Source organism: Streptomyces sp. 2P-4, from assembly GCF_030167965.1.
Taxonomy (GTDB): domain Bacteria; phylum Actinomycetota; class Actinomycetes; order Streptomycetales; family Streptomycetaceae; genus Streptomyces; species Streptomyces globosus_A.
This window is the reverse complement of record NZ_CP095011.1, coordinates 2,081,397-2,105,256: the sequence shown is the minus strand read 5'-3', so window position 1 is coordinate 2,105,256 and position 23,860 is coordinate 2,081,397. Positions and strand designations below refer to the sequence as shown.

The 23,860-nt window shown below is 72.8% G+C and carries 26 protein-coding genes, 5 tRNA genes and 1 pseudogene; 25 read left to right on the top strand and 7 right to left on the bottom strand.

Annotated elements, in window-relative coordinates; genetic code table 11:
• The first annotated feature begins 52 nt into the window (after window positions 1-52).
• From MUK52_RS08775 to MUK52_RS08755, 5 genes are all read left to right on the top strand, one after another.
• A tRNA-Gln gene (locus MUK52_RS08775) sits at window positions 53-124 on the top strand.
• A gap of 27 nt (window positions 125-151) precedes the next feature.
• A tRNA-Glu gene (locus MUK52_RS08770) sits at window positions 152-224 on the top strand.
• 61 nt (window positions 225-285) lie between these two features.
• Window positions 286-358 (top strand) — tRNA-Glu (locus tag MUK52_RS08765).
• A 23-nt stretch (window positions 359-381) separates the two neighbouring features.
• Window positions 382-453: transfer RNA gene (locus MUK52_RS08760), tRNA-Gln, on the top strand.
• A gap of 27 nt (window positions 454-480) precedes the next feature.
• Window positions 481-553 (top strand) — tRNA-Glu (locus tag MUK52_RS08755).
• A gap of 163 nt (window positions 554-716) precedes the next feature.
• On the opposite strand, the gene ndgR is transcribed toward MUK52_RS08755, so the two are convergent.
• On the bottom strand, window positions 717-1,433 hold the full coding sequence (gene ndgR / locus MUK52_RS08750; protein ID WP_114054338.1) for an IclR family transcriptional regulator NdgR: 717 nt from the start codon (window positions 1,431-1,433) through the stop codon (window positions 717-719).
• Window positions 1,434-1,618: 185 nt separating this feature from the next.
• Here ndgR and leuC point away from each other — a divergent pair, with 185 nt between their 5' ends.
• The 4 genes from leuC (at window position 1,619) to MUK52_RS08730 (ending at window position 4,833) form a co-directional block, all read left to right on the top strand.
• Window positions 1,619-3,043, top strand: coding sequence for a 3-isopropylmalate dehydratase large subunit (leuC, locus tag MUK52_RS08745; protein ID WP_114054339.1), 1,425 nt, complete (start codon window positions 1,619-1,621; stop codon window positions 3,041-3,043).
• A gap of 3 nt (window positions 3,044-3,046) precedes the next feature.
• Entirely contained in the window at window positions 3,047-3,640 is a 594-nt protein-coding gene (gene leuD, locus MUK52_RS08740) for a 3-isopropylmalate dehydratase small subunit (RefSeq protein WP_114054340.1), read from the top strand.
• A gap of 137 nt (window positions 3,641-3,777) precedes the next feature.
• Window positions 3,778-4,005, top strand: a complete 228-nt coding sequence (locus MUK52_RS08735) for an SCO5555 family protein (RefSeq protein WP_114054341.1) — start codon at window positions 3,778-3,780, stop codon at window positions 4,003-4,005.
• Between the two features lie 144 nt (window positions 4,006-4,149).
• Entirely contained in the window at window positions 4,150-4,833 is a 684-nt protein-coding gene (locus MUK52_RS08730; RefSeq protein ID WP_284575450.1) for an HU family DNA-binding protein, read from the top strand.
• Between the two features lie 319 nt (window positions 4,834-5,152).
• Here the strand turns inward: MUK52_RS08730 and cofC are convergent.
• Window positions 5,153-5,857 (bottom strand): annotated as a pseudogene (cofC, locus tag MUK52_RS08725) (2-phospho-L-lactate guanylyltransferase); the annotation flags it as partial.
• Between the two features lie 141 nt (window positions 5,858-5,998).
• Between cofC and MUK52_RS08720 the strand changes: the two are divergent.
• Genes MUK52_RS08720 through MUK52_RS08710 form a run of 3 tightly spaced genes read left to right on the top strand, consistent with a single transcriptional unit; the run spans window position 5,999 to window position 8,955 of the window.
• Window positions 5,999-6,751, top strand: coding sequence for a lysophospholipid acyltransferase family protein (locus MUK52_RS08720; RefSeq protein WP_114054344.1), 753 nt, complete (start codon window positions 5,999-6,001; stop codon window positions 6,749-6,751).
• A complete protein-coding gene (locus tag MUK52_RS08715) occupies window positions 6,748-7,758 on the top strand; it encodes an NAD(P)H-dependent glycerol-3-phosphate dehydrogenase (protein WP_114054345.1) in 1,011 nt (336 codons plus the stop codon). Before MUK52_RS08720 ends, MUK52_RS08715 begins: the two co-directional genes overlap by 4 nt.
• 39 nt (window positions 7,759-7,797) lie before the next feature.
• Window positions 7,798-8,955: a D-alanine--D-alanine ligase family protein gene (locus tag MUK52_RS08710; protein ID WP_114054346.1), complete on the top strand. Its 1,158-nt coding sequence runs from the start codon at window positions 7,798-7,800 to the stop codon at window positions 8,953-8,955.
• A gap of 83 nt (window positions 8,956-9,038) precedes the next feature.
• On the opposite strand, the gene MUK52_RS08705 is transcribed toward MUK52_RS08710, so the two are convergent.
• Window positions 9,039-9,524 (bottom strand): DUF3515 domain-containing protein, encoded by a 486-nt coding sequence (locus tag MUK52_RS08705; protein ID WP_114054347.1) that lies wholly within the window; start codon window positions 9,522-9,524, stop codon window positions 9,039-9,041.
• Between the two features lie 23 nt (window positions 9,525-9,547).
• Window positions 9,548-9,781: an Lrp/AsnC family transcriptional regulator gene (locus MUK52_RS08700; RefSeq protein WP_136213327.1), complete on the bottom strand. Its 234-nt coding sequence runs from the start codon at window positions 9,779-9,781 to the stop codon at window positions 9,548-9,550.
• 306 nt (window positions 9,782-10,087) lie between these two features.
• Between MUK52_RS08700 and MUK52_RS08695 the strand changes: the two genes are divergently transcribed.
• Both MUK52_RS08695 and thiD read left to right on the top strand, forming a co-directional pair.
• Window positions 10,088-11,071 (top strand): thiamine-phosphate kinase, encoded by a 984-nt coding sequence (locus MUK52_RS08695; RefSeq protein WP_114054349.1) that lies wholly within the window; start codon window positions 10,088-10,090, stop codon window positions 11,069-11,071.
• Entirely contained in the window at window positions 11,068-11,871 is an 804-nt protein-coding gene (gene thiD / locus MUK52_RS08690) for a bifunctional hydroxymethylpyrimidine kinase/phosphomethylpyrimidine kinase (RefSeq protein WP_114054350.1), read from the top strand. Before MUK52_RS08695 ends, thiD begins: the two co-directional genes overlap by 4 nt.
• A 158-nt stretch (window positions 11,872-12,029) precedes the next feature.
• Here the strand turns inward: thiD and rpmB are convergent, their stop codons facing one another.
• Window positions 12,030-12,215, bottom strand: a complete 186-nt coding sequence (gene rpmB / locus MUK52_RS08685) for a 50S ribosomal protein L28 (RefSeq protein WP_064070327.1) — start codon at window positions 12,213-12,215, stop codon at window positions 12,030-12,032.
• A 239-nt stretch (window positions 12,216-12,454) separates the two neighbouring features.
• On the opposite strand from rpmB, the gene MUK52_RS08680 reads away from it, so the two are divergent.
• From MUK52_RS08680 to mutM, 9 genes are all read left to right on the top strand, one after another.
• A complete protein-coding gene (locus tag MUK52_RS08680; RefSeq protein ID WP_284575449.1) occupies window positions 12,455-14,095 on the top strand; it encodes a DAK2 domain-containing protein in 1,641 nt (546 codons plus the stop codon).
• Window positions 14,096-14,111: 16 nt separating this feature from the next.
• On the top strand, window positions 14,112-16,322 hold the full coding sequence (gene recG, locus MUK52_RS08675) for an ATP-dependent DNA helicase RecG (protein ID WP_114054352.1): 2,211 nt from the start codon (window positions 14,112-14,114) through the stop codon (window positions 16,320-16,322).
• 154 nt (window positions 16,323-16,476) lie between these two features.
• The gene (gene rsmD, locus MUK52_RS08670; protein ID WP_114054353.1) at window positions 16,477-17,055 is read left to right on the top strand and encodes a 16S rRNA (guanine(966)-N(2))-methyltransferase RsmD; all 579 of its coding nucleotides are present in this window, start codon (window positions 16,477-16,479) and stop codon (window positions 17,053-17,055) included.
• A 29-nt stretch (window positions 17,056-17,084) separates the two neighbouring features.
• Complete coding sequence (gene coaD / locus MUK52_RS08665; RefSeq protein WP_216827123.1) at window positions 17,085-17,564, top strand: pantetheine-phosphate adenylyltransferase; 480 nt, start codon at window positions 17,085-17,087, stop codon at window positions 17,562-17,564.
• Between the two features lie 105 nt (window positions 17,565-17,669).
• The gene (locus MUK52_RS08660) at window positions 17,670-18,719 is read left to right on the top strand and encodes a cell division initiation protein (RefSeq protein ID WP_284575448.1); all 1,050 of its coding nucleotides are present in this window, start codon (window positions 17,670-17,672) and stop codon (window positions 18,717-18,719) included.
• Between the two features lie 89 nt (window positions 18,720-18,808).
• Window positions 18,809-19,498: a YceD family protein gene (locus MUK52_RS08655; RefSeq protein WP_428985401.1), complete on the top strand. Its 690-nt coding sequence runs from the start codon at window positions 18,809-18,811 to the stop codon at window positions 19,496-19,498.
• Window positions 19,499-19,500: 2 nt separating this feature from the next.
• Window positions 19,501-19,674, top strand: coding sequence for a 50S ribosomal protein L32 (gene rpmF, locus MUK52_RS08650; RefSeq protein WP_026165248.1), 174 nt, complete (start codon window positions 19,501-19,503; stop codon window positions 19,672-19,674).
• A gap of 19 nt (window positions 19,675-19,693) precedes the next feature.
• The gene (gene rnc / locus MUK52_RS08645) at window positions 19,694-20,500 is read left to right on the top strand and encodes a ribonuclease III (RefSeq protein WP_114054356.1); all 807 of its coding nucleotides are present in this window, start codon (window positions 19,694-19,696) and stop codon (window positions 20,498-20,500) included.
• 151 nt (window positions 20,501-20,651) lie between these two features.
• A complete protein-coding gene (gene mutM, locus MUK52_RS08640) occupies window positions 20,652-21,512 on the top strand; it encodes a bifunctional DNA-formamidopyrimidine glycosylase/DNA-(apurinic or apyrimidinic site) lyase (RefSeq protein ID WP_114054357.1) in 861 nt (286 codons plus the stop codon).
• On the opposite strand, the gene MUK52_RS08635 is transcribed toward mutM, so the two are convergent.
• Both MUK52_RS08635 and MUK52_RS08630 read right to left on the bottom strand, forming a co-directional pair.
• The gene (locus MUK52_RS08635; RefSeq protein WP_114054358.1) at window positions 21,485-21,868 is read right to left on the bottom strand and encodes a winged helix-turn-helix transcriptional regulator; all 384 of its coding nucleotides are present in this window, start codon (window positions 21,866-21,868) and stop codon (window positions 21,485-21,487) included. The genes mutM and MUK52_RS08635 overlap by 28 nt on opposite strands.
• Window positions 21,869-21,959: 91 nt before the next feature.
• The gene (locus MUK52_RS08630) at window positions 21,960-22,844 is read right to left on the bottom strand and encodes a CAP domain-containing protein (RefSeq protein WP_114054359.1); all 885 of its coding nucleotides are present in this window, start codon (window positions 22,842-22,844) and stop codon (window positions 21,960-21,962) included.
• 135 nt (window positions 22,845-22,979) lie between these two features.
• Between MUK52_RS08630 and MUK52_RS08625 the strand changes: the two genes are divergently transcribed.
• Window positions 22,980-23,261: an acylphosphatase gene (locus tag MUK52_RS08625; protein ID WP_114054360.1), complete on the top strand. Its 282-nt coding sequence runs from the start codon at window positions 22,980-22,982 to the stop codon at window positions 23,259-23,261.
• Window positions 23,262-23,609: 348 nt separating this feature from the next.
• Window positions 23,610-23,825, top strand: coding sequence for a hypothetical protein (locus MUK52_RS08620; RefSeq protein WP_114054361.1), 216 nt, complete (start codon window positions 23,610-23,612; stop codon window positions 23,823-23,825).
• Window positions 23,826-23,860 lie beyond the last annotated feature (35 nt).

Genomic DNA, 23,860 nt, shown 5'->3' with positions numbered 1-23,860 from the left:
CCGGAGACGGAGGCGCAGCCCGAAGAAAGCCCCGCAAGGGGTTGACTTCTGGTGGGGTATGGTGTAATTGGCAACACGAGGGTTTCTGGTTCCCTTATTCTAGGTTCGAGTCCTGGTACCCCAGCGCAGTGCAGCAGTAACGCAGTGCTTTGCCCCCGTTGTGTAGCGGCCTAGCACGCCGCCCTCTCAAGGCGGTAGCGCCGGTTCGAATCCGGTCGGGGGTACAGATCCTTCCCGCGAGGGGTCCTGGGTAGCTCCCGGACATCTTGATGCAGGATCGCCAGGGCCCCCGTTGTGTAGCGGCCTAGCACGCCGCCCTCTCAAGGCGGTAGCGCCGGTTCGAATCCGGTCGGGGGTACTGAGGTCTGGTTCAGACCACCTTGGGCTATGGTGTAATTGGCAACACGAAGGTTTCTGGTTCCTTTGTTCTAGGTTCGAGTCCTGGTAGCCCAGCGCAGTGCAGCATCGACTGCAAGGCACGCCCCCGTTGTGTAGCGGCCTAGCACGCCGCCCTCTCAAGGCGGTAGCGCCGGTTCGAATCCGGTCGGGGGTACATCGAGGGAGAGGCCCTCCGCGTTCACCGCGGAGGGCCTCTTCCGTGTTTCCCGCAGCTTCCGGGCCCGCGCAGAAGTACGGGCCCGGAGGCGCGTGTTCGGACGTATGCGGCGTCGTACGCGCCCCCGGGCCCGGGGGAGTGGGGAAGGGCGGCGGGCCGGTCAGCCCGCGCGGCGCAGGGCCTCGGTGAGGCGCGCCGCGGCGTCGATGACGGCCTGCGCGTGCATCCGGCCCGGGTGGCGCGTCAGGCGCTCGATCGGCCCGGAGACCGACACGGCCGCCACCACCCGGTTCGACGGCCCGCGCACCGGCGCCGAGACGGACGCCACACCCGGCTCCCGCTCGCCGATCGACTGCGCCCAGCCGCGGCGCCGCACACCCGACAGCGCCGTCGCCGTGAAGCGGGCGCCCTGCAGGCCGCGGTGCAGCCGCTCCGGCTCCTCCCAGGCCATCAGGATCTGCGCGGCGGAGCCCGCCTTCATCGGCAGCGTGGAGCCGACCGGGACGGTGTCCCGCAGGCCCGACAGCCGCTCCGCGGCCGCCACGCAGATGCGCATGTCGCCCTGCCGGCGGTAGAGCTGCGCGCTCTCGCCCGTCACGTCGCGCAGGTGGGTCAGTACCGGTCCCGCCGTGGCCAGCAGCCGGTCCTCGCCGGCCGCGGCGGCGAGCTCCGCCAGCCGCGGTCCGAGGATGAACCGGCCCTGCATGTCCCTCGCCACCATCCGGTGGTGTTCCAGTGCCACGGCCAGGCGATGTGCCGTGGGTCGTGCAAGCCCTGTCGCCGCGACCAGCCCGGCGAGGGTGGCCGGACCGGACTCCAGTGCGCTCAAAACCAGAGCTGCCTTGTCGAGAACGCCGACGCCGCTAGAGTTGTCCATGAAACGATATTCACGTCTCACACTGTGAAACGCAAGTTCAAATTTTCCAAGAACCAGCGAGTCTGTATGTGCGGGTCCACGAACCACTGGGTCCGAGGCCGTCGTCCGGCACGTGGGGTACCGGCGATCAGGCGCACCACATCTCTATGAAGCGCCGGCCGCACCGGCCGGCCGGAGGGAAAGCGATGGGTAGGACACTCGCGGAGAAGGTCTGGGACGACCACGTCGTCCGGCGCGCCGAGGGCGAGCCCGACCTCCTCTTCATCGATCTGCACCTGCTGCACGAGGTGACCAGCCCCCAGGCGTTCGAAGGCCTGCGGCAGGCCGGCCGCAAGGTCCGCCGTCTCGACCTCACCATCGCGACCGAGGACCACAACACCCCCACCCTCGACATCGACAAGCCGATCGCGGACCCGGTCTCCCGGGCCCAGCTGGAGACGCTGCGCAGGAACTGCGCCGAGTTCGGGGTGCGCCTGCACCCGCTGGGCGACGTCGAGCAGGGCGTCGTCCACGTGGTGGGACCGCAGCTGGGCCTGACCCAGCCGGGCACCACCGTCGTCTGCGGCGACTCCCACACCTCGACGCACGGCGCCTTCGGCGCCCTCGCCTTCGGCATCGGCACCAGCCAGGTCGAGCACGTCCTGGCCACCCAGACGCTGCCCCTGGCCCGCCCCAAGACCATGGCGATCACCGTCACCGGCGAGCTGGCCGAGGGCGTCACCGCCAAGGACCTGATCCTGGCGATCATCGCCAGGATCGGCACCGGCGGCGGCCAGGGCTACGTCATCGAGTACCGCGGCGAGGCCGTCGAGAAGCTGTCGATGGAAGCCCGCATGACCGTCTGCAACATGTCGATCGAGGCCGGCGCCCGCGCCGGCATGATCGCCCCCGACCAGACGACCTTCGACTACCTGAAGGGCCGCGACCACGCCCCCACCGGCGAGGACTGGGACGCCGCGGTCGCCTACTGGAAGACCCTGCGCACCGACGACGACGCCGTCTTCGACGCGGAGGTCGTCATCGACGGCTCTTCGCTGTCCCCGTTCGTCACCTGGGGCACCAACCCGGGACAGGGCGCGCCGCTGTCGGCGAACGTCCCCGACCCGGCTTCGTACGAGGACGCCTCGGAGCGCCTCGCGGCCGAAAAGGCCCTGGAGTACATGGGGTTGACCGCCGGGCAGCCGCTGCGCGACATCCGTGTCGACACCGTCTTCGTAGGCTCCTGCACCAACGGCCGGATCGAGGACCTCCGCGCCGTCGCCGACGTCATCAAGGGCCGCAAAGTCGCCGACGGCGTACGGATGCTGGTCGTCCCCGGCTCCGTCCGCGTCGCCCTGCAGGCGGTCGAGGAGGGCCTGGACAAGGTCTTCAAGGACGCGGGCGCCGAATGGCGGCACGCCGGCTGCTCCATGTGCCTGGGCATGAACCCCGACCAACTGGCGCCCGGCGAGCGCTCCGCCTCTACCTCGAACCGCAACTTCGAGGGCCGGCAGGGCAAGGGCGGCCGCACCCACCTGGTCTCCCCGCAGGTCGCCGCCGCCACCGCGGTCCTGGGCCACCTGGCCTCGCCCGCCGACCTGTCCGACGTCCACGCCACCGCCGGAGTCTGAACCATGGAAGCCTTCACCACCCACACCGGCCGGGCCGTGCCGCTGCGCCGCAGCAACGTCGACACCGACCAGATCATCCCCGCCCACTGGCTCAAGAAGATCACCCGCGACGGGTTCGAGGACGGGCTCTTCGAGGCCTGGCGCAAGGACCCCGACTTCGTCACCAACCGCCCCGAGCGCGCCGGCGCCACCGTGCTCGTCGCCGGACCCGACTTCGGTACCGGCTCCTCCCGCGAGCACGCCGTCTGGGCGCTGCAGAACTTCGGGTTCAAGGCGGTGATCTCCTCCCGCTTCGCCGACATCTTCCGGGGCAACTCCCTGAAGAACGGACTGCTGACGGTGGTCCTGCCGCAGGAGACCGTCGACCGGCTGTGGGAGCTGACCGAGGCCGACCCGGCCGCCGAGGTGACCGTCGACCTCGTCGCCCGGCAGGTCCGCGCGGCGGGAATCGAGGCCGAGTTCGAGCTCGACGACAACGCCCGGTGGCGTCTGCTGGAGGGCCTGGACGACATCTCCCTCACCCTTCAGAACGAAGCGGACATCGCCGCTTACGAAAGCGCCAGGCCCGCCTTCAAGCCGCGTACGATTCGCGCCTGATTACAGTCTGAGCAGCGCTTATTCACCCCCGGGTGATCACGGCGAGAACTCTGTGCCCCCCGCCCCAGGGCGGGGGGCACAGCTGCGTGTTGAGGCCCCGTGAGGCGACAACTCGCCCCAGATGGCACAATCTGTGCATGGAACGCGACAGTCAACTGGAGCTCTACCGACTCGTCGCGGACCGGTTGAAAGAAGCACACACACGGGTGCGCACGCTGCAAGTCCCGGAGGGCGTAAGGATGGCGCTGTCCCGGAAGCTGCTGGTCGTCACGGCCGCGGCGAAGCACGATCTCGCCGATGCGGCAAGGCGCCTGGACAGGTTGATGAAGGACCTCGACGAGGGTCGATTCCCTGAAGGCGACTGATGCGAAGGAACTCCGCAACGGGCACTCCCGTTGCGGCACTAGGGTGATTAGCCCGTTTCGTGTTTGATTTGCGGTATATATCCGCCTAACGTGCGAAATAAGCTTGAACACATTCGTTCTGGCGAGGTCTCCGAAGGGGAAGACGTGAACAAGGCGCAGCTCGTAGAAGCGATTGCCGACAAGCTGGGCGGCCGCCAGCAGGCCGCCGACGCCGTCGACGCGGTACTGGACGCCATGGTCCGCGCGGTCGTGGCGGGCGACCGGGTCTCGGTCACCGGCTTCGGCTCGTTCGAGAAGGTCGACCGGCCGGCCCGCTACGCCCGGAACCCGCAGACGGGTGAGCGCGTCCGGGTCAAGAAGACCTCGGTTCCCCGCTTCCGCGCGGGCCAGGGCTTCAAGGACCTGGTCAGCGGCACCAAGAAGCTCCCCAAGGGCGACGAGGTGGCCGTGAAGAAGGCCCCCAAGGGCAGCCTGATGGCAGCGGCCGCCGCCGGCGGCAGCCGCTCCACGGTCAAGAAGGCCGCGGCGAAGAAGACCACCGCGAAGAAGGCCGCCCCGGCCAAGAAGGCGGCCACCGCCGCGAAGACCGCGACGGCGAAGAAGACCACCGCGAAGAAGACCGCGGCCACGGCCAAGAAGGCCGCGCCGGCGGCGAAGAAGACCACCACCGCGAAGACCGCCGCGTCGAAGACGACCGCCGCCGCGAAGAAGACCACCGCGAAGAAGACCGCGCCGGCGAAGAAGACCGTCGCGAAGAAGGCGCCCGCCAAGAAGGCGACGGCGCGCAAGACCGCCACCGCGAAGAAGACGGCCACCCGCAAGAAGTAGCCCCGGGCACGTCGCACACACGCCGGGCCGGCTCCCCTCGGGAGCCGGCCCGCGGTGCGTCCGCGCAGGCCGGAGCAGGTGCGGCGAGCGCCGGTGCCCGCCTGCCCGGACGGCCCGCCTAGAAGGTCTGCAGGGTGACCAGGGTGATCCTCAGCGACGCCCCGCGCCCCTCGGTCTCGATCCGCACCCGCTGCCCCGGCCGCAGCAGCCGCAGGCCGCCCGCGTCGAAGGCGGGGGCGTCGAACGGCACCGGCGTGCCGTCGTCCAGCAGCACACTGCCGCTGCGGGTCGTGGGATCGTACGTGTACGCGGTCGCCTGCATACGGGCACTGTATCCGGCCGTGTGCAGCCCCACCCCCAGCGTGAGCGCCGCCCGCAGGTCCGCCCCGGTGTCCACGTCCCGCCGGACGCTGTCCACCCCGGACAGCGGGATTTCCACCGCCCCCGACGCGGAATGCCGCGCCCGCGACGGGCCGCCGAACGCGGGTGCCAATTCCGACTCCGGACCCGCCGAAAGCAGCGTCGTACCGAATCCCGCGGCATCCGCGAGAAATGCCCGGGGAAATACGGATGCGGTTTCGAGCACGCGTAGCAATTCCCCCGGGCGCAGCGCGGGCAGGTCCGCGTTCATCGCGGCCACCGCCGCCCGCGGCCGACCCGCCCGGATCCGGCGCGCGCCGTGCGCCAGCGCCGCATTGAGGCCCCCGCCCGGCACGTCCGCCACGATGCGCGCTCCGAGCCGGGCCAGTTCCCCGCCGGCCCTCGCGTCGTCCGTCACCACCACCACGTCACGCACAGCCGGGCAGGCCAGCGCCCCGGCCACCGTGTCCTGCGCGAACGCCAGCGCCAGCCCCGGCCGGGCAGCGCCCACGGCCGCCGCGAGGCGGCTCTTGGCCACCGCGAGGGGCTTGAGCGGGATCACCAGGCTCCAGACGGCGTCCGTGGCGGACTCCTTCCCTCCGAGGGCGGCGGCGCGGGCGCGCACCGCGGCCGGGCGCGGTCCGCCCGCCGGGCAGGGGCCCATTGTCGCCCGAGCCCCGGCCCGGGGCCCGGCCCGCCTGAGCGGGGCGTACGGTGTTCTCGACAGAGACCGGGCCGGGCGCCACACTTGTCCGGCCCGCAGAGGTGCCCCAGCCGCGCACCGGTCGTAGAGGAAGGTGTCCGAGTGTCCCGCCGCAGAATCGGCTTCTGGTACCGCCTGGCCGCGGTCATCGCAAAACCGCCGCTGGTCGTGTTCTTCAAGCGGGACTGGCGGGGAATGGAACACATTCCGGCGGACGGCGGGTTCATCACCGCCGTCAACCACAACTCGTACCTGGACCCGCTGTCCTACGCGCACTTCCAGTACAACAGCGGCCGCGTGCCCCGCCTCCTCGCCAAGGCCGCCCTCTTCAGGGTCCCCTTCGTCGGCGCCATCCTGCGCGGCTCCGGCCAGATCCCGGTCTACCGGGAGACCACCAACGCCCTGGACGCCTTCCGGGCCGCCGTCGAGGCGATCGAGCGCGGCGAGTGCGTCGCCTTCTACCCCGAGGGCACCCTCACCCGCGACCCCGACATGTGGCCGATGGCCGGCAAGACCGGCGCCGCCCGCGTCGCCCTCATGACCAGGGCGCCCGTCATCCCGGTGGCCCAGTGGGGCGCCAACCTGGTCATGCCGCCGTACGCCAAGGAGAACAAGGTCCGCCTCTTCCCCCGCAAGACCCTCCAGGTCCTCGCCGGGCCGCCCGTGGACCTCTCCGCGTACTACGACCGGGAGCCCACGCCGGAGGTCCTCAAGGAGGCCACCGAGGCCATCATGGCCGCCATCACCCGGCAGCTGGAGGAACTGCGCGGAGAGAAGGCGCCCGACCAGCCCTACGACCACCGCAAGGCCAGGGCGGAACAGCGGCGCAAGGCCGCGGAACAGGACCACAAGTGACCGCTCCCGTGAAGGCCGCCGTCTTCGGCACCGGCTCCTGGGGAACCGCCTTCGCCATGGTGCTCGCCGACGCCGGCTGCGAGGTGGTCCTGTGGGGCCGCCGCCAGGAGCTCGCCGACGCCGTCAACACCACCCGGACCAACCCGGACTACTTCCCCGGCGTCGAGCTCCCCGCGGGCATCCGCGCCACCACCGACGCGGCCGAGGCCGCGCGCGGCGCCGACTTCGCCGTCCTCGCCATCCCCTCGCAGACCCTGCGCGGCAACCTCGCCGAGTGGGCCCCGCTGCTCCCGCCCGACGCCGTCCTCGTCTCCCTGATGAAGGGCATCGAACTGGGCACCGCCAAGCGGATGAGCGAGGTCATCGAGGAGGTCGCCAAGGTCCCGCCGGCCCGCGTCGCCGTCGTCACCGGCCCCAACCTGGCCCGCGAGATCGTCGCCCGGCAGCCCGCCGCCGCCGTCGTCGCCTGCTCCGACGAGGCCGTCGCCCAGCGCCTCCAGGCGGCCTGCCACACCCCCTACTTCCGCCCCTACACCAGCACCGACGTCATCGGCTGCGAGCTCGGCGGAGCGGTGAAGAACGTCATCGGCCTGGCCGTCGGCATCGCCGACGGCATGGGCCTCGGCGACAACACCAAGGGCTCCCTGATCACCCGCGGCCTCGCGGAGGCGACCCGCCTCGGCCTCGCCATGGGCGCCGACCCGCTCACCTTCTCCGGCCTCGCCGGCCTCGGCGACCTGGTCGCCACCTGCTCCTCGCCGCTCTCCCGGAACCACACCTTCGGCACCAACCTCGGCCGGGGCATGACCCTGGAGGAGACCATCGCGGTCACCAAGCAGACCGCCGAGGGCGTCAAGTCCTGCGAGTCGGTGGCCGATCTGGCCCGCCGCCACGGCGTCGACATGCCGATCACCGAGACGGTCGTCGAGATCGTCCACCACGGCAAGCCGCCGCTCGTCGCGCTGAAGGAGCTGATGGCGCGCAGCGCCAAACCGGAACGGCGCTGACTCCTTTCCGGACGCCCGAGCGGGTACCCTCGTGGCGATATGAGCAGCGAGAACCTCCCCCAGTCCCCTGAGCAGCAGGGCCGCAAGCCCCGCGTGGCGGTCGTGTTCGGCGGCCGCAGCTCGGAACACGCCATCTCGGTCGTCACCGCGGGTGCCGTGCTGCGCGCCATCGACCGCTCCAAGTACGAGGTGCTGCCCATCGGCATCACCTCGGACGGGCGGTGGGCGCTGACCGCCGACGAGCCCGAGCGGATGGCCATCGCCGACCGCCGGCTGCCGAGCGTCGCCGAACTCGCCGAATCGGACGAGGGCGGCGTCGTGCTCTCCGTCGACCCGGCCAGCCGCGAGGTCGTCTACACGGAGCCGGGCGCCGTCCCCAAGGCCCTGGGCGAGGTCGACGTCGTCTTCCCGATGCTGCACGGCCCGTACGGCGAGGACGGCACCCTGCAGGGCCTGCTGGAGCTCTCCGGCGTCCCCTACGTCGGCTCCGGCGTCCTCGCCTCCGCCGTCGGCCAGGACAAGGAGTACATGAAGCGGGTCTTCACCTCCTTCGGCCTGGCCGTCGGCCCGTACCTGACCGTCCGCCCCCGCGAGTGGCAGGCCGACCCGGACGCGGCGAAGGGCCGCATCCTGGACTTCGCCGCCGAGCACGGCTGGCCGCTGTTCGTGAAGCCCGCCCGGGCCGGCTCCTCCATCGGCATCACCAAGGTCGACGACGTCTCCGGCCTCGACGCGGCGATCCGCGAGGCGCAGCGCCACGACCCGAAGGTCATCGTCGAGGCGCTGCTGCGCGGCCGCGAGATCGAGTGCGGGGTCCTGGAGTTCGAGGACGGCCCCCGCGCGAGCGCGCCCGCCGAGATCCCGCCGGTCTCCAGCCACGACTTCTACGACTTCGAGGCCAAGTACATCGACTCGGCGGCGGGCATCGTGCCGGCCCCGCTCACCCCGGAGCAGACCGCCGAGGTGCAGCGGCTCGCGGTCGAGGCCTTCGAGGCCGCGTCCTGCGAGGGCCTGGTGCGCGCCGACTTCTTCCTCACCGAGGACGGCACGTTCGTCATCAACGAGATCAACACCATGCCGGGCTTCACGCCGATCTCCATGTACCCGCGGATGTGGCAGGAGTCGGGCGTCCCGTACCCGGAGCTGGTGGACCGCCTGATCCAGGCGGCGCTGCGCCGGCCCACGGGGCTGCGCTAGCCGGCGCCCCGGGCCGCGGCCCTACGACGCAGACCGCCCGCCGGGGATCCCGGCGGGCGGTCGGTGTGCGCGCGGGGCGCGGGTCAGGAGGCGATCCCCTCGGGGACGGCGGCCGCCACCGCGGCGGACAGCCCGACCAGCATCCCCGCGTCGGCGGCGTGCTCGGCGTCGACCATGACCTCCGTGTACGCCAGCCGCATCCCGGTGGTGAACCGGAACGACCCGTCGTCCCGCTTCTCCAGCAGCCAGGCCACCCCGTTCACGTGGATGCCCTCCTGCTTCGGATCGAGCATCTTCGCGGGCTTGGGGACGCCGCACCGCAGTACGATCGCCGAGCCGCCCCACGCGGCGGTCAGCTCGGACTCCGGCTCGGTCGGGGTCCGCGCCAGGCCGGCCACCGTCTCCGGGAGCCTCTCGTGCAGCGCCGCACAGTGGCCCGCGACGTCGGCGGGCGGAGCGGGCGGCGGGTCCACACGGGCCCCGCCGCCGGGGGAGCAGCCCGCCAGGGCGGCCGCCGCGGCCACGGCGGGCAGGGCGGTCACACGGAAGGGCCGGCGGTGTACGGACATCACCGGCCAAGAGTAGACGGGGGCTACAGATGGACCACCGGGCAGGTCAGGGTGCGGGTGATGCCCTCCACCTGCTGGACCTTGGCCACGACCATGCGGCCGAGGTCGTCCACGGTGTCGGCCTGGGCGCGGACGATCACGTCGTACGGGCCGGTCACGTCCTCCGCCTGGATCACCCCCGGGATCTTGCCGATGGACTCGGCGACGAACGACGCCTTGCCCACCTCGGTCTGGATGAGGATGTACGCCTGTACCACGGAACCTCCAGGGCGGCCACGAGGATCGATTCCCCCAGGGCCTGCCCGGCGGATCACGGCCGGAGCCGCGGCGACCCTGATCCGCCGGACAGGCCCTAACCTCAGGGTGGGCCCATGGACAGCGGGCGGGCCCGGGGAAGAAGAGACGCCACGGTACCGCGTCGCCGCGCGCCGCGGGGAGACCCGGGTGGACGGCGCCACGCACAGCGGGGCGTACGGAGAGCAGAAGTTGACGTATCAGTTGACGGTACCCAGAGCTGTGACGGATCGCGACCGCAAGCGGACTGGGCAAGAAGGGGCACAGCGATGAAGGGCACTGTGGGCGAGCTGGGGGAGTTCGGGCTCATTCGGGAGCTCACCTCACGGCTCACCACCACCCCCGCGGTCCGGCTCGGACCCGGCGACGACGCGGCCGTGGTGTCCGCCCCCGACCGCAGGGTCGTGGCGAGCACGGACATCCTGCTGGAGGGCCGGCACTTCCGGCGGGACTGGTCCACCGCCTACGACGTCGGCCGCAAGGCGGCCGCGCAGAACCTCGCCGACATCGCCGCCATGGGCGCGGTGCCCACGGCGCTGCTGCTCGGCCTCGTCGTCCCGGCCGAACTGCCGGTCACCTGGCCCACCGAGCTGATGGACGGCCTGCGCGACGAGTGCCAGGTCGCCGGGGCCGCCGTGGTCGGCGGAGACGTCGTCCGCGGCGAGACGATCACCGTCTCCATCACCGCCCTCGGCGACCTGCGCAACCACGAGCCCGTGCTGCGCTCCGGCGCCCAGCCCGGCGATGTCGTGGCCGTCACCGGCTGGCTCGGCTGGTCCGCGGCCGGCTTCGCGGTCCTCTCGCGCGGCTTCCGCTCCCCGCGGGCGTTCGTCGAGGCGCACCGCCGCCCCGAGCCGCCGTACCACGCGGGCCCCGCGGCCGCCGGGCTCGGCGCCACCGCCATGACCGACGTCAGCGACGGCCTGATCGCCGACCTCGGGCACATCGCGGAGGCCAGCGCCGTGCGGATCGACCTGCGCTCGGCGGCCGTGGACATCCCCACGCAGATGCACGACATCGGCCAGGCCGTCGGCGTCGACCCCTTGCAGTGGGTGCTCACCGGGGGAGAGGATCACGCCATCGTGGCGACCTTCCCGCCCGACGTGAAGCTGCCCGCCCGCTGGAAGGTCATCGGCGAGGTGCTGAACCGGTCCGCGCTGCCCCAGGTGACCGTGGACGGCGCGCCCTGGACCCACACGGGCGGATGGGACCACTTCGGCTCCGACCCGTCCACCGAGGAGACCCCGAGATGAGCGACGCGCCGCCGCTGTGCCTGACCGTGGCCGGATCGGACTCCGGCGGCGGCGCCGGCATCCAGGCCGACCTCAAGACCATGCTCGCCCTCGGCGTGCACGGGATGAGCGTGGTCACCGCGGTCACCGCGCAGAATTCCCTCGGCGTGCGCGGCGTCTGGGAGCTGCCCCCGGAAGCCGTCACCGCCCAGTACCGGGCCGTCGCGGACGACATCGGGGTCCAGGCCGTGAAGACCGGCATGCTCGCCTCCGCGGTACTCGTCGAGACGGTGGCCGCGCTGCTCGCCGACACCGGCGCGCCGGCCGTCGTGGACCCCGTCGGCGTCTCCAAGCACGGCGACCCGCTGCTCGCCGCGTCGGCCCTGGACGCCGTACGCCGCGAGCTGCTCCCGCGGGCCGCGGTGGCCACACCCAACCTGGACGAGGTGGCGCAGCTCACCGGCGTCGTCGTGGAGGACGAGGACGGCATGCGGCGGGCCGCCGACGCGGTCCTCGCGCTCGGCCCCGAGTGGGCGCTGATCAAGGGCGGCCACCTCGCCGCCCACGGCGGCGAGGCCGCCGACCTGCTCACCGACGGCGAGACCGCGCTGTGGCTGCGGGCGCCCCGGCACGACAACCGGCACACGCACGGCACCGGCTGCACCCTCGCCAGCGCCGTCGCCGCCGGACTCGCCAAGGGGCAGGACGTCCCGCAGGCCGTCATGGAGGCCAAGGAGTACGTGACCGGCGCCATCGCCGCCGGCTTCGCGCTCGGCGGCGGCATCGGCCCCGTCGGCCACGCCTGGCAGTGGCACCGCTGATCCGTCACGTCCCGCGGCCGCGGGGCCGCCTCCTCAGCCGGCGGGGCGGGCTCCCGTCCGCGGGGCCCCGACCGCTCCGGGGCAAGGCAAAAGGCCGGTCCACGAGGTGGACCGGCCTTCTTGGCAACCGGGAAGGGCTGCGCTACGACGTGGGAGCGTCAGCGCGAGACCTTGCCGGCCTTGATGCACGAGGTGCAGGCGTTGAGGCGCTTCGGCGTCCCACTGACCACGGCACGCACGCGCTGGATGTTCGGGTTCCAGCGACGGGACGTACGGCGGTGCGAGTGCGAGATGTTGTTGCCGAAGCCCGGCCCCTTGCCGCAAACGTCGCAGTTGGCAGCCACAGGTCACTCCAAAGACTTCAGATGCACTTACAGTGAAATCCGGCGCACCGGATCAGAGATCTGAAGTGGTTTGCCGGGGGAGGCCCGACGGTCGTCGGGCAACCGGAGCAGCATACAACGACTGCTCCCGTCCCAAAAAACTACCATGGCCGCCGTCCGGCCCGCCCCGCGGTCGGGACGTCCCGGCACCGCCCCGTTACCCTGCGGTGAACCCTGGCCCGCACAAGGAGGAACGCCCGGTGCCGCACGAGCAGCAGCTGCAGCCCTTCGCCGAGTTCGACGCCGAAGCGGTGCGCACCTGGAGCTCGCTGGCCGTGGCCGCACTGGGCCGGTCCCGCGACGCCATCGACGCGATCAACGTCTACCCCGTCGCGGACGCCGACACCGGCACCAACCTCTACCTCACCGCCGAGTCCGCCGACCGCGCCCTGGGCGCCGCCGGCGCCGCCGGCCTCGTACCGGCCGTCCAGGCCTGGGCCCACGGCGCGCTCATAGGCGCCCGCGGCAACTCCGGCACCATCCTCGCCCAGCTGCTGCGCGGCGTGGCCGACGGCCTCGGCGACACCCCCGCCGACCGCGGCCCCGGCCGCCTGCTGGCGCACGCGCTGACCCGGGCCGCGCAGGAGGCGTACCAGGCCGTCGCGCACCCGGTGGAGGGCACCATGCTCACCGTCGCCGCGGCCGCGGCGCGGGCCGCCGAGGCCTCCGGGGCCGCAGCCGGGACCGCCGCGGACGTGGCCCGCGCCGCCTACGACGGGGCCCGCTCGGCCCTCGCGGACACCCCGCGGCAGCTGGCCGAGCTGGGCCGCGCGGGCGTCGTCGACGCCGGCGGCTGCGGGCTCGTCGCCGTCCTCGGCGCGCTGTGGCAGGCACTGTCCGGGCAGGAGCCCGAGCCCGAGGCCGTCGGCCGGCCGGCCGACGGCGGCGCCGTGCAGCAGCCCGCGCCGTGCGGCGCCGCGGAGGAGCCCGGCGGGCCGGCGTACGAGGTGCTGTACCTGCTGGACGCCGGCGAACCCGCCGTGGCGCGGCTGCGCGAGCGGCTCGACGGCCTCGGCGACTCCCTCGTCGTGGTCGGCGGCGACGGCCTGTGGAACGTCCACGTCCACGTCGACGACCCCGGAGCCGCCGTCGAGGCCGGCGTCGAGGCCGGACGCCCCTACCGGATCCGCATCACCCACTTCGGCGACGAGCGCCGCCGCCGCACCCCCGCCGAGCGCGCCCAGCGCGCCGTCGTCGCGGTCGTCCCCGGCGAGGGCCTGGCCGCCCTGTGCGGGGAGGCCGGCGCGACCACCGTCCTCGCCCCGCCCGGGGCCGCCCCCGACGCCGAGGGGCTCGCCGCCGCCATCCGGCGCGCGCACGCCCGCGAGGTCGTGCTGCTGCCCGGCGGTCCCGACCAGCGCGCCGCCGCGCACGCCGCCGCCGAGCGGGCCCGCGCCGACGGCGTGCGCGTCGCGGTGATCCCCACCCGGTCCGCCGTCCAGGGCCTTGCGGCGCTCGCCGTCCACGACCCCGAGGGCAGCTTCGACGAGGACGTGGTCGCCATGACCTCCGCGGCCGGAGCCACCCGCTACGCCGAACTCGCCGTCGCCGAACGGCAGTCCTTCACCTCCGCCGGCATCTGCCAGGCCGGGGACGTGCTCGGCCTCATCGACGGGGACGTCGCCGTCATCGGCTCCGGACTCGCCGAGACCGCGGAGGCCGTCCTCGCCCGCATGCTGGGCTCCGGCGGCGAACTCGTCACCCTCGTCCTCGGCCCGGACGCCCCCGACGCCCTCGCCGAGCGGCTGGAGGCGTACGTCCAGCACGGGCACCTCGCGGTCGACACCGTCACCTACCAGGGAGGCCGGCACTCCGCCCCGCTGCTGATCGGGGTCGAATAGCCGCGGTGTCGGCGCGATGGTGTGCAATGAACGGGTGCCCGCGCTCGACGAAGACCTCAAGAAGACGCTCGGCCCCGCCACCGCCAAGGTGCTGGCCGAACAGCTCGGCCTGCACACGGCCCTCGACCTGCTCCACCACTATCCGAGGCGGTACGCCGAGCGCGGCGAGCTGACGTCGCTCGCCGACCTGGGCGACCAGCTCGACGAGCACGTGACGGTGGTCGCGCAGGTCGCCGACGCCCGCGTGCACACCTTCAACGGAGGGCGGGGCAGACGCCTGGAGGTGACCATCACGGACGGGTACGGCCGCCTCCAGCTGGTCTTCTTCGGCTCCGGCGTGCACAAGCCGCACAAGGACCTGCTGCCGGGCAGCCGGGCGATGTTCGCCGGCAAGGTCGGCAGGTTCAACCAGCGCCTCCAGCTCTCGCACCCCGCCTACGAACTGCTGGGCGCCGACGCCGGGGCCTCGGCGGTCGACGCGTTCGCCAACCAGCTCATCCCGATCTACCCGGCCTGTGCCAAGCTGGAGAGCTGGAAGATCGCCAAGGCCGTGGACGCGGTACTGCCGAGCGCGCAGGAGGCCGCGGACCCGCTGCCGCCCGCGCTGCGCGAGGGCCGCGGGCTGCTCACCCTCCCCGAGGCGCTCCTCAAGGTCCACCGCCCGCGCACCAAGGCCGACGTCGCGCAGGCCCGCGACCGCCTCAAATGGGACGAGGCCTTCGTCCTCCAGGTGGCTCTGGCCCGCCGCAGGCACGCCGACTCCCAGCTGCCCGCCGTCCCGCGCCGCCCCGCGCCCGGCGGCCTGCTCGACGCCTTCGACGCCCGGCTGCCGTTCACCCTCACCGAGGGCCAGCAGGCCGTCTCCCGGGAGATCTTCGACGACCTGGCCACCGAGCACCCCATGCACCGCCTCCTCCAGGGCGAAGTCGGCTCGGGCAAGACCCTGGTGGCACTGCGCGCGATGCTCGCCGTGGTGGACGCCGGCGGACAGGCCGCGATGCTCGCGCCCACCGAGGTCCTCGCGCAGCAGCACCACCGCTCGATCACCGAGATGATGGGCGAACTCGCCGAGGGCGGCATGCTGGGCGGCTCCGACCTCGGCACCAAGGTCGTCCTGCTCACCGGCTCCATGGGCGCGCCCGCCCGCCGGCAGGCCCTGCTCGACCTCGTCACCGGCGAGGCCGGCATCGTCATCGGCACCCACGCGCTGATCGAGGACAAGGTGCAGTTCCACGACCTCGGCCTGGTCGTCGTGGACGAGCAGCACCGCTTCGGGGTCGAGCAGCGCGATGCCCTGCGCTCCAAGGGCAGGCAGCCGCCGCACCTGCTGGTGATGACCGCCACGCCGATCCCGCGCACCGTCGCGATGACGGTCTTCGGCGACCTGGAGACCTCCGTCCTCGACCAGCTGCCCGCCGGGCGCTCCCCGATCGCCACCCACGTGGTGCCCGCGAAGGACAAGCCGCACTTCCTCACCCGCGCCTGGGAGCGGGTCCGCGAGGAGGTGGAGAAGGGCCACCAGGCGTACGTGGTGTGCCCCCGCATCGGCGACGAAGAGGACGACAAGAAGGCCGCCAAGGCGGCGGGGTCCCCCGAGGACGAGGCCGAGAAGCGGCCCCCGCTCGCCGTCCTGGAGACCGCGGAGAAGCTGCGCACCGGGCCGCTGGCCGGGCTCGCGGTGGAGGTGCTGCACGGCCGGATGGACCCGGCCGACAAGGACGACGCCATGCGGCGCTTCGCCGCCGGCGAGGTCCAGGTGCTGGTCGCGACCACCGTCATCGAGGTCGGCGTGAACGTCCCGAACTCCACCGTCATGGTCATCATGGACGCGGACCGCTTCGGCGTCTCCCAGCTCCACCAGCTGCGCGGCCGCGTGGGCCGCGGATCGGCCCCGGGCCTGTGCCTGCTGGTCAGCGAGATGCCCGAGGCAAGCCCGGCCCGTGCCCGGCTGGCCGCAGTGGCCGCGACCCTCGACGGGTTCGAGCTGTCCCGGATCGACCTGGAGCAGCGCCGCGAGGGCGACGTGCTCGGCCAGGCCCAGTCCGGTGTCCGCTCGTCCCTGCGCATGCTCGCCGTCATCGAGGACGAGGAGATCATCGCCCAGGCCCGCGAGGAGGCGGCCCGGACCGTGGCCGCCGACCCGGAGCTGGAGCACCTGCCCGCGCTGCGCACGGCCCTCGACGCCCTGCTGGACGAGGAGCGCGAGCAGTACCTGGAGAAGGGCTGAGCACCGGCCGGGGGGCGGGCCGGGCGGCACCGTCCGGCCCCCTGGACCTATCGTGGACCCCGCGGCGGCCGGTGCCCGGCAGCCGCCGCAGGGCCAGCGGCATCCGGCCGCGGACCCGCCGCCCACCCCTGACCGCCGTACCGAAGGACCCCAGATGACCCGCGTGATCGCCGGCAGCGCCGGCGGGCGACGGCTGGCCGTGCCCCCCGGCACGGGCACCCGGCCGACCTCGGACCGGATGCGCGAAGGCCTGTTCTCCACCTGGGAGTCGCTGCACGGCGTCGAGGGCGCCCGCGTCCTCGACCTCTACGCCGGATCCGGCGCCGTCGGCCTGGAGGCCCTCTCGCGCGGAGCGGAACACGCCCTGCTCGTCGAGACCGACGCCAAGGCCGCCAAGGCCGTCCGCGACAACATCCGCACGCTCGGCCTGCCCGGCGCCGAGTTCCGGGCCGGCCGCGCCGAGCAGGTCGTGGCCGTGCCCGCCGCGGGGGAGCCGTACGACGTCGTCTTCCTCGACCCGCCGTACGCCGTCACCCACGGCGATCTCTGCGAGATCCTCCTCACACTCCGCGCCAACGGCTGGATCGCGGACGGCGCGCTCGTCACCGTGGAGCGCGGCACCAGGAGCGGAGCGTTCCCGTGGCCGGAGGGGTTCGAGCCGCTGCGCTCCCGCAAGTACGGCGAAGGCACCCTCTGGTACGGCCGCGCCGCCTCCACCAGCGAAGAGTCATGATGCCCGCACCGGAGAACAAGGGGACCAAGTTGCGCCGCGCCGTCTGTCCGGGGTCCTTCGACCCCGTCACCAACGGGCACCTGGACATCATCGGCCGGGCCTCCCGGCTCTACGACGTCGTCCACGTCGCCGTGATGATCAACCAGTCCAAGAAGGGGCTGTTCACCATCGACGAGCGGATCGAGATGATCCGCGAGGCGACCGCCGAGTACGGCAACATCGAGGTCGAGTCCTTCCACGGGCTCCTCGTCGACTTCTGCAAGCAGCGCGACATCCCGGCGATCGTCAAGGGCCTGCGCGCCGTCAGCGACTTCGACTACGAGCTCCAGATGGCCCAGATGAACATCGGGCTCAGCGGCGTCGAAACGCTGTTCGTGCCGACCAACCCGACGTACAGCTTCCTGTCCTCCTCCCTGGTCAAGGAGGTCGCGGCCTGGGGCGGCGACGTCTCGCACCTGCTGCCTCCGCACGTGCACGCGGCGCTCACCGCCCGGCTCGCCGAACGCTGACCGGGCGAAGGCGCCGCCGTTCGCTGTCCGGCGCCGCCGCCGTGGCCTTACAGTCGTCCCGTCCGTCTCAGGAACCGCCCCGAGGCCGAGAGAGTGCGAGCCGCCATGGACGTCCACAAGAAGCTCGACGAGATCGTCGCGGCCGTCGGCGGCGCCCGGTCCATGCCCATGTCGGCCTCCTGCGTCGTCAACCGCGGCGAGCTGCTCGCCCGCCTGGAGGAGCTGCGCGAGGCACTGCCCGGCTCCCTCGCCCGCGCGGAGGAGGTGCTCGGCGGCCGGGAGCAGGTCGTCGAGGAGGCCCGCCGGGAGGCGGAGCGGATCGTCGCGGCCGCGCACGCCCAGCGCGCCGCGCTCGTCTCCGACGCCGAGGTGGCCCGCCTGTCGCGGGACGAGGCGGACCGGATCCTGGCGGAGGCCCACCGGGAGGCCGCCGAGGTCCGCGCCCAGGCCGACGACTACGTCGACGCCAAGCTCGCCAACTTCGAGGCCGTGCTGACCAAGACCCTCGGCTCGGTCGACCGCGGCCGGGAGAAGCTGCTGGGCCGCGGCCCCGGCCTGGACGGCGAGGGCCGCCCGGACCCCGACGCGCCGGAGCCCGACGGCGACCCGGAGACCCTCCGCCGCCAGGCCGACGCCTACGCCGACGCGAAGCTGGCCACCATCGAGGCGGTGCTGGCCAAGACCCTGGAGGCGGTCGGCCGCGGCCGTCAGAAGCTGCTCGGGCGGATCCCGGCGGACGACCTCGGCGCGCACGTGGCCGCCCGGGACGCCGAGGGGGCCCAGCCCTCCCGTACCGCGAGCGACGCCGACTTCCTGGCGGGCCTCGCGGAGCCGGAGCCCCCGGCGGCGGCCCCGGCGATCCCCGCCCAGGCGGCGGCCGAGCCGGTGTACGGCGGGTACGGCTACCCGCAGCCCGGCGGGCAGGACGGCTACGCCTACCAGGACCCGTACGCGTACGGGCAGCAGCCCGTGCCGCAGGCCGATCCCTACGCCGCGGCGTACGGCGGCCAGCCCGACCCGTACGCCGTGTACGGGGCGCAGGGCGCGGCCGGGTACCCGTACGCGCAGCAGCAGGCGGCCCTGGACGAGACGAGCTTCTTCGACACGAGCATGATCAACCTGGACCAGCTGCGCCAGTACGAGCAGGGGCGCTGACCCGGATTGGGCTCCGGGCGGGGCTGCGGGTATCCTGACTGTTCGGTCGCGCGTATCCGTCGCGATCTGCGCTGCCCTTGAGCGGCGGCGTGCTCGATCTCCAGCGATTCCCGAAAGCAGGAACAGCCCTGAACACCCGCCTCGACCACCGCAACCCCCTCGTGTTCGACACGCACGAGCTGGGTCGGCGTCCTGGTGCCATGCAGCGGCTGTCCCGCGAGATCCCGGCTCCGGCGGACCTCGGTCTGGCCGGCGTCATCGGTGTGCCGGAGGGTGCGCCGCTGAAGATCGACCTCCGCCTGGAGTCGGTCATGGAAGGGGTGCTTGTCACAGGCACCGTCCGTGCATCGGCCGAGGGGGAGTGCGTAAGGTGTCTGGAGTCCGTCGGGCGCGAGCTCAAGGCGGACTTCCAGGAGATGTTCTCGTACCCTGACGCCGACGACCGGGGCCGCCCCAAGGCGGAGCCGGCCGACGACGCCGAGGACGACGAGGACACGCTCTACCTTGAGGACGGCTTGTTCGACCTCGAACCCGTGCTGCGGGACGCGGTGGTGCTCGCACTGCCGCTGCAGCCGGTGTGCCGGGAGGACTGTCTCGGTCTGTGCCCCGACTGCGGGGTCAGCCTGAACGAGGACCCGGAGCACCACCACGACGCCGTCGACATCCGTTGGGCGGCTTTGCAGGAACTCGTCGTGACCGATCAGGACGGCGAGAAGGACAACATGAGCGGCACTGCATCTGACGACGTTCAGAGCGCCGCCGAGAAGCAGGAGAAGTAGCCGTGGCTGTTCCGAAGCGGAAGATGTCGCGCAGCAACACGCGCCACCGCCGGTCGCAGTGGAAGGCTGCGGTCCCCACCCTGGTTTCGTGTGAGCGTTGCCAGGAGCCGAAGCAGCAGCACATCGCGTGCCCGAGCTGCGGCACCTACAACAAGCGCCAGGTCCTCGAGGTCTGAGCGGCTGGTGAGAGGCGCAATGTCTGAACTGTCCAACGCTGAAAAGCAGGCAGACAGTAGCAACGCGGCCTCGTCCCCCACGCTTCTGGAAGGGCGGCTCGGGTATCGACTCGAGTCCGCCCTTCTGGTGCGTGCACTGACCCACCGCTCCTTCGCCTACGAGAACGGCGGCCTGCCCACCAACGAGCGCCTGGAGTTCCTGGGGGACTCCGTCCTCGGCCTGGTGGTCACGGACACGCTGTACAACACCCACCCCGACCTGCCCGAGGGCCAGCTGGCCAAACTGCGGGCCGCGGTGGTCAACTCGCGTGCGCTGGCGGAAGTGGGGCGCGGCCTCGACCTCGGCTCGTTCATCCGGCTCGGCCGGGGCGAAGAGGGCACGGGCGGCCGGGACAAGGCCTCCATCCTCGCCGACACCCTCGAAGCGGTGATCGGCGCCGTCTACCTCGACAAGGGCCTCGACGCGGCCTCGGAGCTGGTGCACCGGCTCTTCGACCCGCTGATCGAGAAGTCCTCGAACCTCGGGGCCGGCCTGGACTGGAAGACCAGCCTCCAGGAGCTGACGGCGGCCGAGGGCCTCGGCGTGCCCGAGTACCTCGTCACCGAGACCGGTCCGGACCACGAGAAGACGTTCACTGCTGCAGCCCGCGTCGGTGGTGTCTCGTACGGCACCGGCACCGGCCGCAGCAAGAAGGAAGCGGAACAGCAGGCGGCGGAGTCCGCGTGGCGCGGCATCCGCGCCGCCGCGGACGAGCGGAAGGCCGCCGAGGCGGCTGCCGCGGACGGCGGGTCGCCGACCCCCGCCGACTCCGCGCCGCAGGTCTGACGCCGGCCGGTTCCTCCTCCTTCGGGTCCGCCCGCTCCTGCCGTGCAGGGGCGGGCGGAGCCGTATCCGGGGGAGCCCGGCGGCCGTGCGGGGCGGGCCGGTAGGCTCGCGGGCAGAGCACCGCCGTGAAGCGCCCGCCAGGAGGAACACCGTGCCCGAGCTGCCCGAGGTCGAAGTGGTGCGGCGGGGCCTCGCGCGCTGGGTCGCCGGCCGGACCGTCCGCTCCGTCGACGTGCTGCACCCGCGCGCCGTCCGCCGCCACACCGCCGGCGGCGCCGACTTCGCGGACCGGCTGCGCGGCGAGACCATCGGCGTCCCGCAGCGGCGCGGCAAGTACCTGTGGCTGCCGCTGGAGGGGCGGGAGCTGTCCGTCCTCGGCCACCTCGGCATGAGCGGGCAGCTGCTGGTCCAGCCCGAGGGCGCCCCCGACGAGAAGCACCTGCGGATCCGGGTGCGGTTCGCGGACGCCGCCGGCACCGAGCTCCGCTTCGTCGACCAGCGCACCTTCGGCGGGCTCTCCCTGCACGCGACCACCGCCGACGGCCTGCCCGACGTCATCGCGCACATCGCCCGCGACCCCCTGGACCCGCTCTTCGACGAGGCGGTCTACCACCGGGCGCTGCGGGCCAGGCGGACCACCCTGAAGCGGGCGCTGCTGGACCAGTCGCTGATCAGCGGGGTCGGCAACATCTACGCGGACGAGGCGCTGTGGCGGTCCCGGCTGCACTACGAGCGCCCCACGGCCACCCTCACGCGCCCGCGGAGCACGGAACTCCTCGGCCACGTCCGGGACGTGATGAACGCGGCCCTGGCAGTCGGCGGCACCAGCTTCGACAGCCTCTATGTCAACGTCAACGGCGAGTCCGGCTACTTCGACCGCTCGCTGGACGCGTACGGACGGGAGGACGAGCCGTGCCGGCGGTGCGGCACGCCGATGCGCCGCCGCCCGTGGATGAACCGGTCGAGCTACTTCTGCCCGCGCTGTCAGCGGCCGCCGCGCGCGGCGTCGTAGGACTCCCGGGCGGACAGCACCTGCGGCATGCTGCCCTCCAGGAAGTGGATGAGGCCGAGCAGCCGGTCCGCGACCTCGATGCCGAGCGGGGTGAGCTCGTAGTCGACGCGCGGCGGGTTCACCGGCTGCGCCTCGCGGCGGACGATGCCGTCGCGCTCCAGGGCCTGGAGGGTCTGGGAGAGCATCTTCTCGCTGACGCCGTCCACCTTGCGGCGCAGCTCGTTGAAGCGGCAGGAGCCGTCGCGCAGGGCGCCGACGGTGAGGCTGCCCCAGCGGCCGGTGACGTGCTCCAGCGTCTCCCGCGAGGGGCAGGCGCGGGCGAACGCGTCGAACGGCAGGCCTGTCGTCGTCTCCATACGGCCAGCTTAACGCCGCACAGCGCTGTGGGACGGGGGGCGCTTCCTCCAGGGTTGTGCGCCCGCTGTCGGCGTGCTCGGGCGGGGTGCGTCAGAAGCCGAAGTTCTGCGTCCACCAGGGGCCGCCGGCCGCGAAGTGGGCGCCGACGCCCAGGGTGCGGAACTCGCAGTTCAGGATGTTGGCGCGGTGGCCGGGGCTGTTCATCCAGGCCTTCATGACGGCCTCGGCGTCGCCCTGGCCGCGGGCGATGTTCTCCCCGCCGAGGCCCGATATGCCGGCGGCCGAGGCGCGGTCCCAGGGGCTCCGGCCGTCGGGGTCGGTGTGGGAGAAGAAGCCGCGGACGGCCATGTCCCTGCTGAACGCGCCGGCCAGTGCGGCGAGCGGCGGGTTGGCGCGGACCGGGCCGCAGCCCGCCTGTGCGCGCTCCTGGTTGACCAGGGCGACTACGGCCGCCTCCTCGGCGGAGTGCCCGTCGGACGGCTCGGCCGGCGGGACGGGCGGCTTCGGTGCCGGGGGCTTCGGTGCCGGCGGCTCGGGCGCGGCCGGCTTCGGCGCGGGCGGCTTGGGCGCGGCGCTCTTCTCCGGCTCCGGGGCCTGGGCGGCCGGGCTGGGGGATGCCGCGGGGGAGGGGGAGGCGGAAGGGGTCGGCGAGGCGGAGGGCGAGGGCGTGGCCGACGGGGAGGGGGAGGCGGTCTCCGGGGCGCTGGACGCGCGGCCCGACAGGTTGGCCAGGCCGCCCTGCTGCTGTGCGGGCGCACTGCGCGGCGTGGCCGCCGGCTTTGCCTGCGCTCCGCGGCCGTCGCGGTCGGAGGAGACACCGACGTACGGGAAGGAGTCGCCGACGGGCACCGTCCCGGTCGTCACCGCGGCGGTGCCGAGGACGACGGCCACGGGGACGCCGAGCAGGCCGGAGCGGACGGCGGTGCGGCGCGCGCCGCCGCGGCGCGGCGCGGCGTGGAGTCGGTGGCGTCCCATCCGGCGTACCTTCCTCGCGGGTCGAAGATCGTCACGAACTCGCCCAAACGGGTGAGTTCATTGAGGCGTGACTGTACGCGAAGGCGTCCCGGGGGCGGTGCGGTCGGAAGGAGCCCGGGCGGATAGCGTTCGCGCATGAGCGAAGATGTCCGCCTGACCGCCTGGGTGCGCGGCCGTGTACAGGGAGTGGGCTTCCGCTGGTTCACCAGGGCCAATGCGCTGGAGATCGGCGGGGTCACCGGGTTCGCCCTCAACCTGGACGACGGGCGGGTGCAGGTGGTGGCCGAAGGTCAACGTGAGAATTGCCACCGGCTGCTGGACTGGCTCCGCTCCGGCGACACGCCCGGCAGGGTCGACGGGGTGACGGAAATCTGGGGCACGCCGCGCGGCGGCTACGAGGGCTTCGCGATCCGCTGACGTACCGGCTGATCATGCACTGATCACATACGGGCGCGGCCTGCACGGCTCCGGATCTGCGCGTTCGCCCCGGACGCGTTGCCGGGCGCGCGCGGGCGTGGAAGGCTCGGGAGAGAGGGCGGTCTCCCCGTCCCCCGAGTGAACCGGCCTGTCCGCCGATACAGGGCGTGATCGTGTTGACCGTCAAACTTTTTGGTGAGACGCTGGAAGCCCCGCGCACCCTAGCTGTTTGGCAGTGCTGGCAGAGTTAAGCGCAGTGACTGACAGTTGCTGTCGGACATCCGCGGGTGCGAACCCTCACGACCCACACCGCTTCGGTCGGTCACTCAGTGTGGAGGACCATCCATCATGGCAAAGGCGCTTCTCGGTTACGTCGGCGGTTCCGACCCGCGACTCCTCGCCGAGATGCGACGGCTTCAGCAGCGCGTCCAGGACCTCGAGTCCGAGCTCTCACGGATTCAGTCCGAAAACGACGCGCTGAACGCGGCCGCCGCTCAGCACGGAGACTCGCTGCTGGACCGCATCGACATCGACGTATCCCAGGCGGAGCCTGCGCTCACCTGATCCGCGCTCATCGTCGCTCGATTCCAGCCCCGCAC

Excerpts from the sequence above, each read along its gene's own strand:
- ndgR (WP_114054338.1), bottom strand. The coding sequence starts at position 1,433 with ATGGACAACTCTAGCGGCGTCGGCGTTCTCGACAAGGCAGCTCTGGTT.
- leuC (WP_114054339.1), top strand. The coding sequence starts at position 1,619 with ATGGGTAGGACACTCGCGGAGAAGGTCTGGGACGACCACGTCGTCCGG.
- leuD (WP_114054340.1), top strand. The coding sequence starts at position 3,047 with ATGGAAGCCTTCACCACCCACACCGGCCGGGCCGTGCCGCTGCGCCGC.
- MUK52_RS08735 (WP_114054341.1), top strand. The coding sequence starts at position 3,778 with ATGGAACGCGACAGTCAACTGGAGCTCTACCGACTCGTCGCGGACCGG.
- MUK52_RS08710 (WP_114054346.1), top strand. The coding sequence starts at position 7,798 with ATGAGCAGCGAGAACCTCCCCCAGTCCCCTGAGCAGCAGGGCCGCAAG.
- MUK52_RS08705 (WP_114054347.1), bottom strand. The coding sequence starts at position 9,524 with ATGTCCGTACACCGCCGGCCCTTCCGTGTGACCGCCCTGCCCGCCGTG.
- MUK52_RS08695 (WP_114054349.1), top strand. The coding sequence starts at position 10,088 with ATGAAGGGCACTGTGGGCGAGCTGGGGGAGTTCGGGCTCATTCGGGAG.
- thiD (WP_114054350.1), top strand. The coding sequence starts at position 11,068 with ATGAGCGACGCGCCGCCGCTGTGCCTGACCGTGGCCGGATCGGACTCC.
- recG (WP_114054352.1), top strand. The coding sequence starts at position 14,112 with ATGGTGTGCAATGAACGGGTGCCCGCGCTCGACGAAGACCTCAAGAAG.
- rsmD (WP_114054353.1), top strand. The coding sequence starts at position 16,477 with ATGACCCGCGTGATCGCCGGCAGCGCCGGCGGGCGACGGCTGGCCGTG.
- MUK52_RS08660 (WP_284575448.1), top strand. The coding sequence starts at position 17,670 with ATGGACGTCCACAAGAAGCTCGACGAGATCGTCGCGGCCGTCGGCGGC.
- rnc (WP_114054356.1), top strand. The coding sequence starts at position 19,694 with ATGTCTGAACTGTCCAACGCTGAAAAGCAGGCAGACAGTAGCAACGCG.
- MUK52_RS08635 (WP_114054358.1), bottom strand. The coding sequence starts at position 21,868 with ATGGAGACGACGACAGGCCTGCCGTTCGACGCGTTCGCCCGCGCCTGC.
- MUK52_RS08630 (WP_114054359.1), bottom strand. The coding sequence starts at position 22,844 with ATGGGACGCCACCGACTCCACGCCGCGCCGCGCCGCGGCGGCGCGCGC.
- MUK52_RS08625 (WP_114054360.1), top strand. The coding sequence starts at position 22,980 with ATGAGCGAAGATGTCCGCCTGACCGCCTGGGTGCGCGGCCGTGTACAG.
- MUK52_RS08620 (WP_114054361.1), top strand. The coding sequence starts at position 23,610 with ATGGCAAAGGCGCTTCTCGGTTACGTCGGCGGTTCCGACCCGCGACTC.